Annotated in this window: 10 protein-coding genes and 1 pseudogene; 4 read left to right on the forward strand and 7 right to left on the reverse strand. The window is 57.2% G+C overall.

Features of this window, described 5'->3' with window-relative positions; all coding sequences use genetic code 11:
- The first annotated feature begins 127 nt into the window (after positions 1-127).
- Positions 128-529 carry an IS200/IS605 family transposase gene (gene tnpA, locus ACP15R_RS10585; RefSeq protein WP_424985241.1) on the forward strand — a complete coding sequence of 134 codons (402 nt, stop codon included), beginning with the start codon at positions 128-130 and terminating at the stop codon, positions 527-529.
- Positions 530-1,197: 668 nt separating this feature from the next.
- Here tnpA and ACP15R_RS10590 read toward each other — a convergent pair.
- Positions 1,198-2,706 carry a DUF4062 domain-containing protein gene (locus tag ACP15R_RS10590; RefSeq protein ID WP_424986379.1) on the reverse strand — a complete coding sequence of 503 codons (1,509 nt, stop codon included), beginning with the start codon at positions 2,704-2,706 and terminating at the stop codon, positions 1,198-1,200.
- A 180-nt stretch (positions 2,707-2,886) separates the two neighbouring features.
- Between ACP15R_RS10590 and ACP15R_RS10595 the strand changes: the two genes are divergently transcribed.
- On the forward strand, positions 2,887-6,204 hold the full coding sequence (locus tag ACP15R_RS10595) for a hypothetical protein (RefSeq protein ID WP_424986380.1): 3,318 nt from the start codon (positions 2,887-2,889) through the stop codon (positions 6,202-6,204).
- A 100-nt stretch (positions 6,205-6,304) separates the two neighbouring features.
- Here the strand turns inward: ACP15R_RS10595 and ACP15R_RS10600 are convergent, their stop codons facing one another.
- The 5 genes and pseudogenes from ACP15R_RS10600 to trbF form a co-directional block, all read right to left on the reverse strand.
- Positions 6,305-9,454 carry a toll/interleukin-1 receptor domain-containing protein gene (locus ACP15R_RS10600; RefSeq protein WP_424986381.1) on the reverse strand — a complete coding sequence of 1,050 codons (3,150 nt, stop codon included), beginning with the start codon at positions 9,452-9,454 and terminating at the stop codon, positions 6,305-6,307.
- 629 nt (positions 9,455-10,083) lie between these two features.
- The gene (locus ACP15R_RS10605; RefSeq protein ID WP_424986382.1) at positions 10,084-10,359 is read right to left on the reverse strand and encodes a DUF2274 domain-containing protein; all 276 of its coding nucleotides are present in this window, start codon (positions 10,357-10,359) and stop codon (positions 10,084-10,086) included.
- Complete coding sequence (locus ACP15R_RS10610; protein WP_424986383.1) at positions 10,356-11,555, reverse strand: TrbI/VirB10 family protein; 1,200 nt, start codon at positions 11,553-11,555, stop codon at positions 10,356-10,358. The genes ACP15R_RS10605 and ACP15R_RS10610 overlap by 4 nt, the downstream gene beginning before the upstream one ends.
- Positions 11,552-12,532 carry a P-type conjugative transfer protein TrbG gene (trbG, locus tag ACP15R_RS10615; RefSeq protein ID WP_424986384.1) on the reverse strand — a complete coding sequence of 327 codons (981 nt, stop codon included), beginning with the start codon at positions 12,530-12,532 and terminating at the stop codon, positions 11,552-11,554. The genes ACP15R_RS10610 and trbG overlap by 4 nt, the downstream gene beginning before the upstream one ends.
- A pseudogene (trbF, locus tag ACP15R_RS10620) lies at positions 12,529-13,074 on the reverse strand (conjugal transfer protein TrbF); the annotation flags it as partial. The pseudogene trbF and the gene trbG, both read right to left, overlap by 4 nt.
- 112 nt (positions 13,075-13,186) lie before the next feature.
- Between trbF and istA the strand changes: the two are divergent.
- The gene (gene istA / locus ACP15R_RS10625; RefSeq protein WP_110732346.1) at positions 13,187-14,716 is read left to right on the forward strand and encodes an IS21 family transposase; all 1,530 of its coding nucleotides are present in this window, start codon (positions 13,187-13,189) and stop codon (positions 14,714-14,716) included.
- Positions 14,706-15,497 carry an IS21-like element helper ATPase IstB gene (istB, locus tag ACP15R_RS10630; protein ID WP_050687164.1) on the forward strand — a complete coding sequence of 264 codons (792 nt, stop codon included), beginning with the start codon at positions 14,706-14,708 and terminating at the stop codon, positions 15,495-15,497. The genes istA and istB overlap by 11 nt, the downstream gene beginning before the upstream one ends.
- Positions 15,498-15,563: 66 nt before the next feature.
- On the opposite strand, the gene ACP15R_RS10635 is transcribed toward istB, so the two are convergent.
- Complete coding sequence (locus tag ACP15R_RS10635) at positions 15,564-17,012, reverse strand: AAA family ATPase (RefSeq protein ID WP_424986385.1); 1,449 nt, start codon at positions 17,010-17,012, stop codon at positions 15,564-15,566.
- Between the last annotated feature and the right edge of the window lie 7 nt (positions 17,013-17,019).

The following is a 17,019-nucleotide window of genomic DNA, read 5'->3' on the forward strand; positions in this document are numbered from 1 at the left end:
ACTTTCCATCTAACGGATCGAAGCCACCGGCTTCCAGCCGGTCCGCTTCAGCGAATCTTCTGCTGATCTCTCCTCCTGAAATTTGAAGCCCGCTGAGGCGGTAAGGCTTCAAATTTCAGGAGGAGAGATCATGCGCTACTCGGCATCCGCGCACACGCGATTTTACCACAGATTCCATGTCGTATGGGCCACAAAGTATAGGTACAAAGTTCTACGGGGACGGATGCGCGCGCGTATCCGGGAGATCATCATGCAGACCTGCAATGAGATGGGGGTACATATTGTGCGCGGCGTTTTGGCGCGAGATCACGTGCATATGTTTCTGTCGATCCCGCCCAAGCTATCGCTGTCTGGTGTCATGCAGCGCATCAAAGGCCGATCATCGCGCCGCATCCAGATAGAGTTCCCAGAGTTGCGCAAGCGCTACTGGGGCAGGCGGTTCTGGGCCCGTGGCTACTTCTCCACCACGTCTGGGAATGTCACCGACGATATCATCCTGCAGTATCTGGAATTACATTCCTCCAAATGATGCCACCGGCGTCAGCCGGTGGGTCGTTCACTGAACCGAGTTCCGCACAGCAAGTAGCGCCGACGATTTTCATATCACACCAAAGCAAGGACGTAGCCTACGCGGAGCGTGCGGCTTGGCTGGCTTGTCAGCAGGGGATTGGCTACTGGCTGGACGTGCACGATCCAACCCTGACTCATGCAAACAAAATGATACCTAGAAACAGCGCGGTGTATCCGGTGTTGATTGCTGCCATTATTGAAATGGCATTGTTGAACAGTTCGCATCTCATTGCGATTCACACTAAAACTAGCCAGAAATCATGTTGGGTTCCATATGAGTTCGGTCGGGTCCGTGATCAACGGATTCAGTCGAAGGATTGCGGTAGCTGGTTTCATCCGATGACACGCCAAGCGGATCATGGAGATTACTTGCAACTGGCTCGAGCAACGCAGGGGGGCGAAAGCGACATTACAAGATGGCTGCGCCAATGGTCTTCAAGCGCTTTGAGAATAAAATGGCCCTATCCTTACACGCCGCCCAAGCTCCCCATTTAGCCGCCATCTCGTTTGGCGATTCAAATATTGGATCCGTTGATTCGTGCAAACCTCCGGATTAGCTTTCGATTGTTGGATCGGGCAGAGCCGCTTTCGCACAGGAGAGGATATCCTCTGCGTTGTAATTATTGATCAACCTCTTCTAAGTTGATCAAATGCGCCAACGGCGGTCGCCGCAGCGATCTGGGCTTCCTCGCCATCTATTCGAAGACGTGTATCCAAGAGCAGTCGGCCGGCTCGTGCAACCATTTTCCCGCCTTTTGCATAAAATGATCGACCGTTAGGTGTCGGATTTTGCGAAAGCAAGTGTAGACCATGGCGCATATCGGCCTTTCCTGTGCGAAGGCGGCCCGTGATGGCCTTGCAGAAGCCAAGACTTACCAGTGCTTCGCCGCGTCCCGTCAGATCTCCAACGCCCATATCGTAGATTTCTAGCGCCTTGCGTGCATCGGCAAGGGCATCGGAAATGAGCAGCGGAGATCCGAGACCGGCCAACCGAATGTTGGCGTGACAACGGATCATCAAGCTGCCCACTGCGGCGTTGCCAAGCTGGTCGTAGGCGCGTGTTGCAAGAGCCCGTGACTGTTGGAAACCACGTCTTGTTTGTGCTCTCGTATGCATTCTCTGAGCTAATGAGTAGTATGCACTTGCGCGACTGGTTGTCAGTTCTTCTAGATTGCCGAATTTCTCTGAGTTTTGCTCCCAAAGAGCCTGTCGTGTGTTAATGACAGCCAAAGGACTGAGATAGATGCAACCGTGAAGCCCGAACCAAGAGGCGGCCTTCTGCCAGTGCGTTAAAAGGGTATCCCAAGCTTCTGGTCGTTCTGGTTTGCTCGCAATGAAATTATCAGATGCTGCCAGGTCTCGCATGGCGGCCCATACCCTAAACAACATAGCTCCTTGTGTGACGGGAACCAAGCCTTCGCCGTCGGCGGTGCTTCTCGCATCGATTGCTGCAAGTGTTCGCTCAATCTCTATAGCGCTAGCCCCAGGTGTTTGCGGGACGGACGAGCCATTGAGGAATCTAAGGCGCGGATCGCGCATTTCGCGAACAAGGTCGTTCTGCAATCGCGTGGCGGCAAGGAAGTCGGGCACGCCACGTAGTGATCCAGCCCGCCTCAGGTCGCCCGCTTCTCCCAGGACCTTGGCGGCCTCAGCCAAACTTTTGCATAGGTCCACTACACTGCCGCTTCGGTATGCAACCGACGAAAACCGATCTTTGAAGAGCGTCAGAAGATCACGGAGCAGCGCGTTCGGCTCGACACCGGCTTCGTGCAAAACGAGTATCGGTTTCTTGAGGATCGCAGCAGTGAAAATCTCCATCTCAAGATAGCTCGCCGAAGAGGTACCTTGATCGAGCCTCACGCCGCTGCCGTGGCGCTTGCCGAGCAGAAGCACGAACAAGCTACAGGTTTCGATGGCCTGACGGCACAGCGTCAGGATGTCTTCGTCTTTCTGAAATCGCTCTTTCAACGCCTCCCATGTCACCAACGGCGCTGATAGGCTTGGGGCAAAGTCGAGTATCGCCTCCCGCAGTGGATAGCGTGCATCAAGAATACCTTCATCCTCCAAGAAATTGGACGACAGAAAGATGGTTCCTTTACCTTCTGGGTTTGGGATCGTTACCCGGTGCGAATCCATGTCAAAGCCTACGAGAGTTGCCTGGGCGATGCGAATTGATGCTACAGTTTCAAAGCCAAGGTTCAAATTTGTGATTGGCGTTTATCCACACTTCGGAACGCAGTCCTACTGTTCTTGATTATGACGAACCTTGGCTGGTCAGGGCAGGCCGAACACGCCGAGATGAGACCAGGAGAAGGCATGAGCGATATCGAACGAAGTGGTGACCTATCGCCCCAAGGGATTGAGGGAAATCTTGTCCCCGCGGACACTTTTGTGGCTGATCCAGCGTACGATCTCTTTATAAGCTACAAGCGGTCTGATGCGGCTTCCCACGCGGCCGCTCTAAGGAAATGGCTGAAGAGATACCGGCTGCCCAGATCTCTTCAGACGGAAGAAAGAAAACGAAACCTCGAGGTATATCTCGACGAGATCAATGTTCGAGCAAAAAGCGACTTCCTCCAAGAGATTGTACCGGCTCTCGGACAATCACGGTTCTTCCTGGTCGTGAACTCAAAAGACGCAGCAAAGGCCGCTCAGGACGGTACACCCAACTGGGTGGTTCGGGAACTTCTCGTCTTTCGAAATGATGGCAATCCACGTCGTGATCAGATCGTCGCTGCGACGCTGGATGCAAATTTTGGTGCGCCCTTACCGGGCGGGCTGGATAAAGAGTTGCCTCGTATCGAGCGGATCGACATTCAGGAACTCACAAGCTGGTGGCGGTGGTGGCCACCGAAACGCCTGCGCATTGAGAGCGAGCTTTTGCCTCTGATCGCAACGCTGAGGGACATCGAGCCAGACGAAATGGCCACCCTGCGGCGAGAAGCACAGCGGACGGCGATGAATCGGCTGGTTGCACTGTCTGCTTCCGCGATCGTTGCGACGTTCATCCTTTTTTTCGCAATGATTTGGAAAGTCGAAGCAACGCGGTCAAGCTTTGAAGCGATTTTCGCGCAAGCCGAGGCAAGTCTCAGCGGATCGGAGGCGCACACCATCACCGCTGCTAACGCTGCGAGAGACGGAGATTACCTTGGCTCGATTCGATTGCTAGCGGAGGCTCAGAAACTTGCCTGGACGACACGCGCTCAGGCGGCTGCTTTGTCGCTCGAGGAACCACTCGCAGTTTTCGATCATACCGTGGAATTCCAGGCTTGGAGGACGGCGTTTTCGTCGGAAGGAAAGCTCGCCTTGGGCGGCTTCGATGGCGAAGTTGTCCTGTATGATCCGGTGCAAATGACGCAAGTCACAGTCCGACAATCTGATGGCATTCCCGTTGTCGATTTGGCCTTCGAACCAAGCGGAGATCTTCTAGTTGTTCTGCGAAAACCGGCGAATGCCGCGTGGAACAGATCTGGTCATAGCGAAATCGCAAGCCGTCTCGAGAGGATTTCGCCTTCAGGTGATACTGTTGACCTGGGCTCGCCTCCAAGCGGCGCAGCTTGGCTCTCCGTCGCGAGAAGCCAGAACTCTGCTGTGCTTCTCGCAGGTGCAGACGACGGTGTCTGGCTGCTGGATCATGAAGCCCAAGCTTGGCTAAAGCTTGACAATGGAGATAGCCGTGGGGGACCACATGGTCCAGTTTCTTTAGCTGCGTCATCAATGGGCGACTTTGTCGCTGCGTCAACCATCCAAGGTGCGATCACGGTTTGGCGTGTCGCAGACCGTCAGCTGATCGATCGGTGGCTTGTCCCACGGCCAGAGGGCACCTTTCCCTACAACCCGTTTGATCTTGTGTTCCTAGAGTCGGGCCCAGACCTTGTATTTGGCTCTTTCGACGGCTCCGTTCACCGCTGGGATTTCACCTCGGGTGCAGATCCGATGGTCTTGGCCATGCCTCATGAGCAAGCAGTTACGAGTGTCGCGCTGACACCAGACGGCCGTCGACTTGCGACTGGCGGATGGGATGCAGTTGCCACTGTGATGGGCGTTGGCTCAACGCAGACTGCTCAAGAACTGAGTGTCGGGCATGAGGGTTTACGTGCCGGTGTGATGGACATCTCATTGTCGCGGGATGGAGTGTGGCTGGCCACGAGCGAGGCCGTTCCGCTCAATCGAGGGGGTGTTGATGACCCGGGTGCATGGCTTTTCGGAACTGTGCGAGTGTGGCGGCTTCGTGCACCTGAGGAGCCAGATCCGACATGGCAGAGGCCTTGGTGGACGGTGGGCTTCGACTCTTCCGGCGCAATACTGTCGGCAAGAGTCGAGAACCCTGTGAGATTCGTTAAAGAAGGGCAGTCACCAATATCCATACCCGCGGCGGTCAATGTTTGGGACGCAGTCGCGGAGAGTCAACGAGAGGGGGATTCAATCAGGGCGCTGAGGGTCGATGATAGTTTCGGCCGAGAGGGTGATTACGTTTCCGTTCAATTTGATCACCGGCCTGGCTCAACCCTCGTCGGCTCGGTCTCTTTGTCTCCAAGCGGCCAACGGGCTGCGTTTCTGAGCGCTAAGGTGAATATGGACGGAGCTTCGCTGGTTAACCCGGAGGTTGTCCTCGTCGACCTTACAACTGGTGAAGTTGTTCAAAGAAGAGAACTATCCCTGGCACCGATCCGAGCATTCGGACCTTTGGAATTCTTTGACGACGAAACGGTGATTGCTTCATTGATCGCAACTGTCGGCGCGCCCGAAGAGCAGCGCGGCTCCCATGTGTGGTGTTGGAACGTAAGTTCGAATTCACTGGAGTTGATTGTCAGCATAGAAGAGCAATTGATATTTGACATGGCTGTTTCAAGCCCAAATGGAATGATCGCCATAAGTGACGACTTCCGGACCATCTTAGTCCTTGATCTGGATGGACAAGAAATTTGGCGCGCCGACGCGGATCGCCGGTATGCAAACGCGCCAGCACAGCTGTCGTTTTCACCGGACGGAAGGACGTTGTTTGCGGCGAGTACTTCTCAGCTGCATCGATGGGAAATCCGCGATGGATGGAAAGAAGTCCAGGGTTCCGTAGATACCGAGTTCAAGCCGCAGGACATCGCAGTCGATCCCTCTGGACGGCTATTGGTTATCGCAGATTGGAATGGATCGCTCAGATATGTTGATATTTCCTCTTTCGAGCAGCTGTTGGTCAAGGAGATGGGTATCGGTCCGCTTCTAGAACTTTCTATCAGTCCCGATGGAAGGCGGATTGCCGCAATAGGCGTGAGCGGGCAGCGAATTCTCGGAGGCATTCTTCCGAGTTCGGTTGAGGAAGCTGAGCGCATGTCCCGATTGACAATAATTGGCGGCAGTCTTGCCCGGCTTAGTTCAGAGGAAGAGTCGCGGCTGGTGGTTCAGTTCACGGAGCCAAATCTCGGTAGTTTGGCGAACGCCGAAGATGCGGAGTTCTACAAGATTCTCCGATCTAGTGGAATTGCACTTCGGAATCCTGAAATGTGGCTAGAATGGCTTATAGCGACAGAACCACTCAAAATTTCGGAAGACATGGAGATATGGCTGAGCAAGCACCGCGACCACCCATTTGCATCTAACCTCGTGCATTGGATAATTCCGCAACAGCGTCAGAACTAGCTTGTTTCTGCGCATTGCGCTTGAGTAACCCGTCACCTTGAAATGCACCTCTGGTTGGATTTATCCGAAGGTGAGTCTGGTTGAGATTCCTTATCCGGCCTCATCTCCGAGGCCCTGGTAGCTCAAGAGATTCGCAATCGACTTTGGGAGGCGAAAAAACGCCAGCTGTCAGTCGAACTTCCACCATGTCCAATGGGGCTGTGCGATGGTGCTCAGGAAGGGAACGGCACGCATGCCGAAACAGATTGTAATCACTTAGGCCGACGTTCCAATGCCGAAGTACGTCGTATGACGAAGCTATCGTCGTTAACGTTAGACCGAGACTGTCGAACTCAATGCTACCGGTCCCAAACCCATGCCCTCCCACAACGAAGACAGGCTCTTCGGTTTCGACATCGTGAAGCAGAACGGGGCCAGTGTCTTCGCGTGTTGCCACATGAAAACCAGAGTTGGAAATCCCGGCTTCAAGGATGCTGAGGCCCCGCGCACTTGAAAGGCGGCTGTAAAGCAGACCACTACGCAGATCATAAACCGCCGCGCCCTGGCTCGCCGCAACGGCAAATCGCGGCAACTCGGCGGCGAAGGCAGAGCGTGATAGCGCGAAAACACCAAACAGATTTAGTATGGGCTCATCCGGCCTTTCGACATCCCATACCCGCACCAATTTGGACGAACTATCGTCATCTTGACTGAAAAGTGCGGCGAGATAACGGGCGTCGGGCGACAGGACAACTCGCGCCACTTCACCCTCGACTCTAAAATCTAACCGCCTGTCTCCGTCGATGACCATGATCTCTCCGGCGCGGTTTCCGACTGCGATGATCTCTGCTCGGCGAGCGATGTGCACATCCGTTGGGCCAGTCGGTATGTCGACGACCTCATTCAATACGTCGAAGGACGAATAGCGGTAGAGTTGCACCCGGTCCGTATCCCTGACAATGACCGCGAGCAAGTCTTGTTCGTCGGCAACCGAGGCTTCGAGAATGGTAGATTGCGGCACTGACAGTCGACGCAATTCTCTCCCGCTCGGCAAGTCGTACACGACAAAATGCCTCTCGTAACCGGGGTAGAAGGGATTGATAAAGTCCCAGGAATCAGGGTCAAATGTGGAGCGATCACCATGCAGCACAAAGGTGTCGCCAAACTGAGGGGAATAGCCTCCCGAAATCACCGACAAACCAGAATCAAGGCGTCCCGAAAGTGCGAGTTGTTCGCGCATCGCCCCAAAGCCCACATCCCAGCGTGTCACAAAACCACCGCCACCTTGTGCCGTGAGCACGCGACCGTCGGACGAGATTCCTATCTCGCCAATTTCCCCCACGCCGCCGCTGCGGTAGAACGCACGACCCACGCTGTCAAAGATGACTAGAGAATGGTCGAGACCGCCCACCATATTATTATGGCCAGAAGAAACCGCTATGTAGCGACCATTTGGGAAGTATGCCAGATCCCTAATGAAACCACCGGCCCCAGTTTCCACGACTTGAACCGTCCCGCTTTCGATATCCAGAGTCCGTAGAGAGTTCCCCCAGTCCGTGTAGGACAGCTGTAAGCTATCGGGTGAGAAAGCCATCGGTCCGATGGTTTCATTGTAAAACGGCGTGCCGCCTGCGAAGGAAGGATCGAGCAAGCTGCAAGTGACTTCCTCACCTGAAGAGGCGTCGAAAACACAGGCTCTGGATGCCGCAGGGCCACCAATGTCATAGTGCACTGTCCCAGCCAGAAATTTCCCATCAGGTGAAAAACCAGTAAGCGACACGGACACCACCTGTCCTTCATCGGGTTTCGAGGGGCGGACCGGTGCGTCAACGTTTCCAATCAAGTCCCGGATAACGGGTCCATCATCGGTCTGAGCGATAGCTCTTTGCCCGTCATAATCGAGCGCAGTGATGGAGCCAGATGCGTTACCGGCAGCCAATAAGTTCAGTGCTTCGCCTGTCGCGGGACGATAAACGAACACCCCCCCATCTTTCATAGTCCAAATTAGCGTGGAGCCGTCGCCCGATACGACTACAGGCCCCAAAAAACCGACGGCGTCTTCGAACCCGGCCAGAGGATCTGAGACCGTAGGGGCCTCAGGTATGGTCAATTCTTTGCCCAAGTCTACAATCCTAGCTTGCCAAGTGATGTCGCCTGGGTCGAGGAAAGTTTCGGTCGGCACTGGAACTAGATCTGTCTCAGCGCCCTGATCGTCTTCGACTATCACAGGAAATGCCGGAGCAACCGATTGTTGGTCCTGCCATTGAATAACAAGATAACGACCACCGGGGATCAAGTGACTACTGAAGGCATGATCACCAAGCCCGTTCGGCAATTGGGAGGCCTCCAGTACTGAGCGCAGCCGTTGATGGGAGAATGCTTCCGCCATGACCTCGACCGATTGGCTCCGCGGCATGCCTTCGGTGAACTTGTCGGGGTCGAGGAGCCAGGAAGCGATCGCGGTACGAACAATTTCCACAGGCGCCACGCCATTATCAAGCATTGTAGCGGCATCCCTTGCCAGGATATCAGAATAGCTGCGACGATTATCTAAAGAAATTTGGTAGAGCACAAACGCCCCAGCAATGCCCAACGCAGTGACGCCCACCATCGAAGTGCGAATGATCCGGCGCAGGTTTCGACTCGCGCCTATGAACTGCGCGTGAAGCGGGAGTACCTCTGGTGCTTTTGGGGGTTGCTTAGTGACCCACTTTTTCGCGCTATCGACGTCGCGACCCCGCAACAATCGCCGCGCTCTGCGACCCGAGGCTAGCCAGTCTTGTGCGGCAACAAGATAGCGGGTGTGCTCGCGTATCCAATCCGCGTTGGTTACAATGGCAGTGTGCAATGCGTCGATATCAAGCGCACCATCACCGTCTGCAAAAAACCACTGTATACTGCTTACGATCTCCGGCATTTGGTCGTCCAAGCTGCGTTCTAATGCGATCGGAAAAATGCGCTTGCCTAGTGAGGCGGCGTATTCAAGCTCGTCCTCACAAGCATCTGACGTCGCTGATGAAGACGACGCGAAGTAGAGCAACAAGTCGCTCTGTGATATCAACGACCGCACACGTTCCGCCCACGGCTCCGACGGAAGGATGTCGTTCAGATCTTGCAGGAACTCAATATCTTTTCTGACGAGTTCACGAAGCGTGTGTAGGACAACGTCCAGGTCTTCTCTGGCGTAGCAGACGAAAGCCTTGAGGGGCGGCACGAAATCGTTGTGTTTTTGCGTTTCAGATTTCTCGATATTCGGCGAACTGTTGTTCATATTGCCGCGCCTAGGCTAGTAAGTTCTCGCGAACACTTTGTCGCGCCTGCTTTTCTAACGGGCATAAAGAAGGCCCATGGTTTGCCCAATACAAGACATCTGGAACAAATAGTCGTTGCCTGGATCGGCGCAATTAAAAGTCGTTCAAAATTCATTAGGTATTCGCAATCCAGGAAACTACGCGTGGTCTAGCAGTCAAACTCAGATGTCTATCATCTGGGCACGCTACGACCTTAGCACAAAGGTGATTAAGCTCGAAGGAGCTTGTTGGTTGCTCCTTTGAAATCTGCCACATCAGTAACGCGACGAGTGCGGTCCCACTGGTCGATTGTTGCTGCCTGCGAAGCTATGCCCACCAGTTTGGCGAGGGTCAGGGTTGGCACTCAAGACAGCAGCATTCGGCATGCTGTAGCCGACTTCGAATATGCCAGAGTCAGTGTTTGGGCCCAGTTTGTAGTGCCGAAGTCCTTGGCGACCAAGGGGCCTTGTGACCTGTGTGCTTGTGACGGACTAGCTGTTCGTTTCGTGGAGGATCGGACCGACTCCGTAGCGACCTGATGCGGCTAGGCCGCGCCGATGTGCGATCCGTGTGCAAATCGATCCGCCTTAGGGTCTGCGACCAAAGATGCTTAACCCTGCTCGCCATCGGGTTGTGCTTGCGCTTCCGGCGGCTTCTTGCGGTTGGCCCGTGACCCCGCCTTGCGCGCTGTGGCGAACCCACGGTCGGTTGACATGAAGCGAGCAAGCATGGGGGCGACGAGGCGCGCAGGTTCCAGATCCTGGCCGGTCTGGTGGCCCAAAACCGCCGCGTAGTCGCAGAGGTCGCGGTGCACGTCGGCGGGCAGCTCGACGGTCAGCTTGACCGGCTTGTCGTCATGGATCGGGCCGAGCTTCAGCTTCGTCATCTCACTTCTCCCAAAGGCTCGAGGATCAGGTCGCGGGTAACCATGACGCGGACGGGGAAGCCAGGGCGGATGGTCAGTGTCGGTGGGACGGAAAGCTGCTGTCGCACGATCTCGTCCCCGGTCCGCCCGATCGTGTCCTGTGTGGCTTCGCGGATGGCACGGGCGACGTCATCCTCGCCGTCAGCCCCGCTTTCCAGGCCGAGGTTCAGGATCGTGGCGAGGCCAGCAGCAAGGAAGACGCGACCCCAATGATAGTTGACCCGGTCCTGAAGGCCGGACGCGCCTGTTCCGTCAGTGCCGGGCGCGCGCTCCAGCACAATGGAGCGACCATCCGGAAGGATGAGGCGGGTCCAGACCAGAAGCAGACGGCTTTGCCCGGATGCGATGCGGCTGTCGTATTCTCCCAGAAGCCGAGCGCCTTGCGGGATCAGCAAGTACCGCCCTGAGGGGCTATCAAAGACATTCGACGTCACCTGGGCCGAGATCTGGCCGGGAAGGTCGGAGCGCAGGCCGGTGATCAGGGCGGCCGGGATCACCGTGCCGGCCTGCAGGATGTAGGGGCTGGGCGGCGGCACTATGCGTTGCGCACTGACGGTGTCCGTGTCTCCGGGACTGGTGAGGAACGCCTCCCGGCCGGAAATCGGATCGCTTGCCGTAGGGCTGCCCAATGTGGAGGGGAAGAGCGCGCCGGTCGCGGGGGAGGTCGGTGTGGCCTGTGTTCCGCTGCGCGGTACGGTTTGCGCCTCGGCGAAAAGTGCGCTCAGCCGGGCGGCGTCAAGTTCCTGAAGGCGGCGTTGTTCTTCCGGATCGACTGTGGGGGCCAATGGACCGGAAAGGGGCGGTGCCGGGACCGGCTGGCCGCGATCTTGCGCCCCAAGGATGGCGCGGCCCAACTCACCGGGCAAGGGTGGGCCGAGACGCGGGACATCGGCGTAATCCCGAGGCAGTGTGGACAGCCCTTCAGCCGCCTGAATGCGTTCGGTGGAAAAGAGCTCGGTCTGGTTGCCGTCCTGCCGGTTGTTCTGCAGCGCCACGATCAGGATCGCGCCAAGGCCAAGTCCGCCGATTGCGGTGGCAAGGGCGATGGCCCGGCGGGACAGGCGCATGACACGGGGCGGATCGGGCCTGAGACGGAGCTCCTGGGCGATGTCCTCCTCGGTCCGTGTCGGCTCTTGGATATCAGGGTTTTGTGTCATCGCTCCACCTCTGGCTGGGGCGCGCGCGGCGGGCGTTGATCGCCATCTGTCCGCACGATCCGCACGACCTGCTGTCGTCTTTCGCCGAGACGCAGTTCTGCGGCCCCGAACAGGCGGTCCACGATCAGCACGTTGCCGAGAACGCGGGTGTTGACGATCTGGCCGCGTCCATCCGCGCCGATCACGAAGAGCGGGGGCATTTCGCCCTGGCCGATGCCGGGCGGGAAGACGACATAGACACGCCGTCCATCGTCGAAGACCGAGACCGGCCGCCAGGGCTGGGCGTCGCCCTGCAAGCCGTAACGGTAGTGCCGCTCGGCCTCGTGCGGGATCGCCGGACGCCGGATAGTCGGTGTGCGGGGCGTGGTGCGCACCTCCGGATAAGCCCATGCAACGCTGGGCATCCAAGTTTCCTCGTCGGCGTGCAACTCGATGTGATAGGTGCGCCTGTCGGTGTTGACGACGAGGTTGGTGGCGATGTCCGGGCGCGTTGGTTTCACGAGGATATGGACACGCTCGGTGCGGCCTGCGCCGCTGGTTGTATCACCGATGATCCAGCGCGCGGTGTCGCCTGCCGCGATCGGACCGGGACCGGTCAGGCGTTCACCGGGTTCGAGCGCGATATTCGTGATCTGCCCGGGGGCGGCGTAGATCTGGTAAAGCGCGCCTTCGCTCCACGGAAAAACCTGCATGGCGTTGTAGTAGCCCTGCTGGCGGGGTTCGACGCGGGCGGCGGCATTGGCGGCGATGATGCGGGCTTCCGGCGTGTCCGCTTCCGGATTGCCGCCGCGGGAGGGCGTCCAGGCTGGCGGCGTGTGAACCAGGCGGGGCGGCCCCTCGGCCGGGGGTGGTGCCGGCGGCGGAGCGAGGGCCGGAACGTGGTCGTCATAGGCGATTTCGGGCGGGCGTTGCCCCGTGCAGGCGGTCAGCGCCGTGGCCGCTAGGAGAAGAACGGGGATGGGGCGAAGTCGTCTCATTGGGCATTCTCCCTCGACCAGTTGATGGCATGGACATAGACGCCGAGCGGGTTGGCCCGCAGGCGCTCTGCATCGCGCGGGGGCTGGATCACGACGGTCAGGATGGCGGTCCAGCGTTCGGTTGTGGCGAGCTGACCGTTTTCATAGCGGCGCTCGATCCAGGCGACACGGAAGCTCGACTCTGATGCACGGATGACGCTCGAGATCTCGACGGCAACCTGCGTGTCGCTGACCAAGGCGAAGGGATCATTCAAACGGGCATGGTCATTCAGCGCGACGGCGCCGCGATCCGTAGCGAAATCGTAAGCACGAAGCCAGTTCTGGCGCAGCACGATCGGATCGGCCGGGACCTGCCGGACATGCTCGACGAAGCGGGCGAGGTGCCAGGCGATCTGCGGATCGGTCGGGCGATACTCGGCGAGCGCCGGGGCGACGGCCTGTGCCGCACCGAGACTGTCGACCTCGACCACGTAGGGGACGACGCTGCTGCGCGTCGATTGCCAGGTCAGCACCGCGCTGAGCCCGGCGGAGAGGGCGAGGCTGTTGATTGTCACTGAGAACTGACCCGGTAGCCCTATAAATTGTCACTGAGAATTGACCCATGTGAACACACTTCCCCGACGGTTTTGGTTGGGGGGATTAGGAGTGATCGACATGGGATTTTTGAGTGTCATTCGACGCTGGGCATTGCGTGACAAAATGCCAATCAGGGAGATTGCCCGGCGGACGGGTTTGTCTCGGAACACGATCAAGAAGTATCTGCGTGAAGGTGCGGTGGAACCGCAGTTCAAGACGCCCAAGCGTCCAAGCAAGCTGGACCCCTACGCGGATCGGCTGTCAGCCTGGCTTTTAATCCAGACGCGGAAGTCACGCAAAGAGCGGCGGACAGTGAAGCAAATGCATGCTGATCTTGTGAAGCTGGGATATAATGGTTCCTATGAACGCGTGGCAGCTTTCGCCCGGGCATGGCGTGAAGATCGGCATCGAGCGGAACAGACGACGGGGCGCGGCACCTACGTGCCTTTGGTGTTCGCGCCCGGCGAAGCCTTCCAATTCGATTGGAGCGAGGACTGGGCCAACATCGGCGGTGAGCGCGTCAAACTTCAGGTCGCTCATATCAAGCTATCGCACAGCCGCGCTTTCTTGGTGCGGGCCTACCCGCTGCAAACGCACGAGATGCTGTTTGACGCCCACTGGCATGCATTCCGCGTGTTCGGCGGTGTGCCTGGTCGCGGGATCTATGACAATATGAAGACCGCCGTTGATCGTGTGGGCAAAGGCAAGCAGCGGGACGTCAATGCACGCTTCAAGGCTATGGCCAGCCACTACGTGTTTGAGCCCGAGTTCTGCAATCCGGCGGCCGGTTGGGAGAAAGGCCAGGTTGAGAAGAACGTGCAGGATGCGCGCAACCGCATGTGGCAGGTCATGCCGGTCTGCGCCGATCTGGCAGAGCTGAACCAATGGCTTGAAGATCGCTGTATCGCCCTTTGGACAGAGACGCCGCACAAGGCTTTGCCGGGGTCCATCGCTGACGTGTGGGAGGCCGAGAAGCCTACGCTGATGGCACTGCCGCCGGCATTCGATGGCTTTATCGAACACAGTAAGCGTGTGTCACCCACATGCCTGATCACTTTCGAACGCAATCGCTACAGCGTTCCCGCCAGCTTTGCGAACCGCCGTGTCAGTTTGCATGTCTATCCCGAACGGCTGATCGTGGTCGCTGAAGGGCAAACGGTTTGCAAGCATGCGCGGATCATCGAGCGGTCTCATCGCAAGCCCGGCAAGGTCATCTATGACTGGCGCCACTATCTCGCTGTTATCCAACGCAAACCGGGCGCACTTCGGAATGGTGCGCCGTTCACGGAGATGCCGGATGCCTTCCGTCAATTGCAGGATCACATGCTGCGTAAAGAAGGCGGTGACCGAGAGATGGTCGACATTCTGTCTTTGGTCCTTCAGCACAACGAAGAGGACGTTTTGTGTGCAGTGGAGCTGGCACTTGAAGCAGGCGTCCCCACCAAGACGCACATCCTGAACCTGTTGCATCGATTGATCGACCGCAGACCGACAGATCACCCCGAGGTCGATCCGCCGGACGCACTGGCATTGCAGACAACGCCAGTGGCCAACGTCGGTCGCTATGACGGGTTGCGACAGACTGAGGAGAAGCGCCATGCGTCATGACCCAGCAGGAGCCTCTATCGTCATCATGCTGCGCAGTCTTAAGCTCTATGGCATGGCAAATGCGATTGAAGACTTGGTCGCCCAGGGCGCGCCAGCGTTCGAAGCTGCCACACCAATGCTGTCACAGCTGCTCAAGGCCGAGATCGCCGAACGCGAGGTACGGTCCATCGCCTACCACACGAAGGTCGCCCGCTTCCCCGCATACAAGGATCTGACGGGCTTCGACTTTGCATCGAGTGAGATCAACGAAGCGACAGTGCGGCAGCTACACCGATGCGAGTTTATCGAAGCGGCCGAGAATGTCGTTTTGATCGGCGGTCCCGGAACGGGCAAGAGCCACACAGCCACAGCAATCGGCGTCCAAGCCATCGAACATCACCGGCGTAAGGTGCGCTTCTTCTCGACCGTGGAATTGGTCAACGCGCTGGAGCAGGAGAAGGCGCTTGGTAAGGCAGGGAAACTGGCTGAGATGCTGACGAAGGTCGACTTGGTCATCTTGGACGAACTCGGCTACCTGCCGTTCAGTTCATCTGGCGGGGCGCTGCTCTTCCATCTGCTCAGCAAGCTCTACGAGCGCACCAGCGTCATCATCACCACAAACCTCAGCTTCTCAGAATGGGCGCAGGTCTTCGGGGATGCAAAGATGACAACCGCGCTCCTCGATAGGCTGACTCACCGCTGCCACATCCTCGAAACCGGAAACGACAGCTACCGCTTCAAGGCCAGCGCTGAGGCTGCAAAAAAAACACGAAAGGAGGCCAAAACATTGACCGCGTCATAAACCACGACGCATAACTGAGGGTGGGTCAAATCTCGGTGAAAATACCGGGTCAGTTCTCAGTGACAATCAACAGCCTGAACCGAAAGATCGCTCGCCGGGCACTACAGAATGAATGAAAAGGTCACCGACCCCAACCTGAATTGCCGGATGTATGTGAAGTTCGGGCTGCTCGATTGCCAGAATGCCATCCCTGTCGCGAAGGCAAGCAACGATGACAGGAATCATCTGAGAGATGCCGACGCCCACATCGCTTGGGGCAACATCAATGCCTTTCACCACGTCACGCAAAACAACCTCGGTACGCGATCCCAGCTTCTGAAACTCTTCCTGCAGTTCTCCGATGTCGTCTTCGCTGATGCCGCGTTTGAACAGTTGATCGATACGGCTCGAGACCGGTACTTCCAGATATTCCGACTTGGAGATTTCGTAATTGGTCCCCAGACCTTCCTCGCCACTCAGCCAGGCATTCACTTCGCTGAGTAGTTTGCCCTTGGTGTCCGAATAGATAAGGTCCCATGCTGCCAGACCCTGTGCCCAGCGTCCCTCATCGGGTGAAACCTGGGGTCGGAAAGCCCTGGGCGGGATGTCCCTTAGCGGACCGATATAGGTCATCTGCGAAAGGTAGTCGCGTGTAATGCGCAATGGCCCAAGCAGCAACTCGTCGAGCAATGCAGACAGGCCGCGAACGCGAGGCGTGTTGCCCTCCAATTCCAGCTTTTTCGGTTCCGGATCGCGCAGTTCCAGGTTCCACGGCTTGTTGATATCCGGCAGAGCGCCAATCACGGATGCGGCTGCGACGCGAAACTCGCTGGCACCTTTCAAGTCTGCGGATCTGGCCATGTCACGGGAAAGCTCCCAAATCTCGATACCCAGTTTGGTGCCAAGTGGGTCGCTCTCTTCCGTGTCCTGAGAAGGTTCTTCATCGGCGTCCATATACTCCTGCAACAGTGGATGTTGGAAGTTGAACTCGGTGAGCTGAGCCTGGCCGGGTTGCGGTGGGGATTTGATCGTGGCGATGTTTTCGCCATCCATGTCGACAATCAGACCCGACACATAAGGTGCATTGATCAGGTCGCTCCATTGAATCTGCAGGGAGACACCGATCTCCTGGACGACGGCATATTCCTTCAGATCGGTGTTCTCACCGACGATGTACCGGATGCGCAGATTTTCAAGTTCAGGGTCGTCTAGCGAGTTCCCATTGTTGATTGGAAGCCGTTCGTTACCCTGATCATCCGACAAATCGATGACCAGTTTGACCGTCATCGACTTCGAGAGATCATGATTGTGGATCAGGTTCTTGAAGCCGCCGAGATCGATCAGGCCGCCCGCAATTGTTTGATCAGGATCGGGGTTCTTCCTCTCCAAAATCTCGCGGACATAGTGCAACGCTTGAAGGATCGTACTCTTGCCTGCGCTGTTCGGGCCAAACAACAGCGTGATCGGGCGCAGCTCGATGACCTGTCTGGCGCCAACGCCCTTGAAGTTCTCGATTTCGATCCGGCTCAGTCGCATGACAATC

The organism is Microbulbifer sp. S227A (genome assembly GCF_049800935.1).

Excerpts from the sequence above, each read along its gene's own strand:
- ACP15R_RS10590 (WP_424986379.1), bottom strand. The coding sequence starts at position 2,706 with ATGGATTCGCACCGGGTAACGATCCCAAACCCAGAAGGTAAAGGAACC.
- ACP15R_RS10595 (WP_424986380.1), top strand. The coding sequence starts at position 2,887 with ATGAGCGATATCGAACGAAGTGGTGACCTATCGCCCCAAGGGATTGAG.
- ACP15R_RS10600 (WP_424986381.1), bottom strand. The coding sequence starts at position 9,454 with ATGAACAACAGTTCGCCGAATATCGAGAAATCTGAAACGCAAAAACAC.
- ACP15R_RS10605 (WP_424986382.1), bottom strand. The coding sequence starts at position 10,359 with ATGACGAAGCTGAAGCTCGGCCCGATCCATGACGACAAGCCGGTCAAG.
- ACP15R_RS10610 (WP_424986383.1), bottom strand. The coding sequence starts at position 11,555 with ATGACACAAAACCCTGATATCCAAGAGCCGACACGGACCGAGGAGGAC.
- trbG (WP_424986384.1), bottom strand. The coding sequence starts at position 12,532 with ATGAGACGACTTCGCCCCATCCCCGTTCTTCTCCTAGCGGCCACGGCG.
- istA (WP_110732346.1), top strand. The coding sequence starts at position 13,187 with ATGGGATTTTTGAGTGTCATTCGACGCTGGGCATTGCGTGACAAAATG.
- istB (WP_050687164.1), top strand. The coding sequence starts at position 14,706 with ATGCGTCATGACCCAGCAGGAGCCTCTATCGTCATCATGCTGCGCAGT.
- ACP15R_RS10635 (WP_424986385.1), bottom strand. The coding sequence starts at position 17,012 with ATGCGACTGAGCCGGATCGAAATCGAGAACTTCAAGGGCGTTGGCGCC.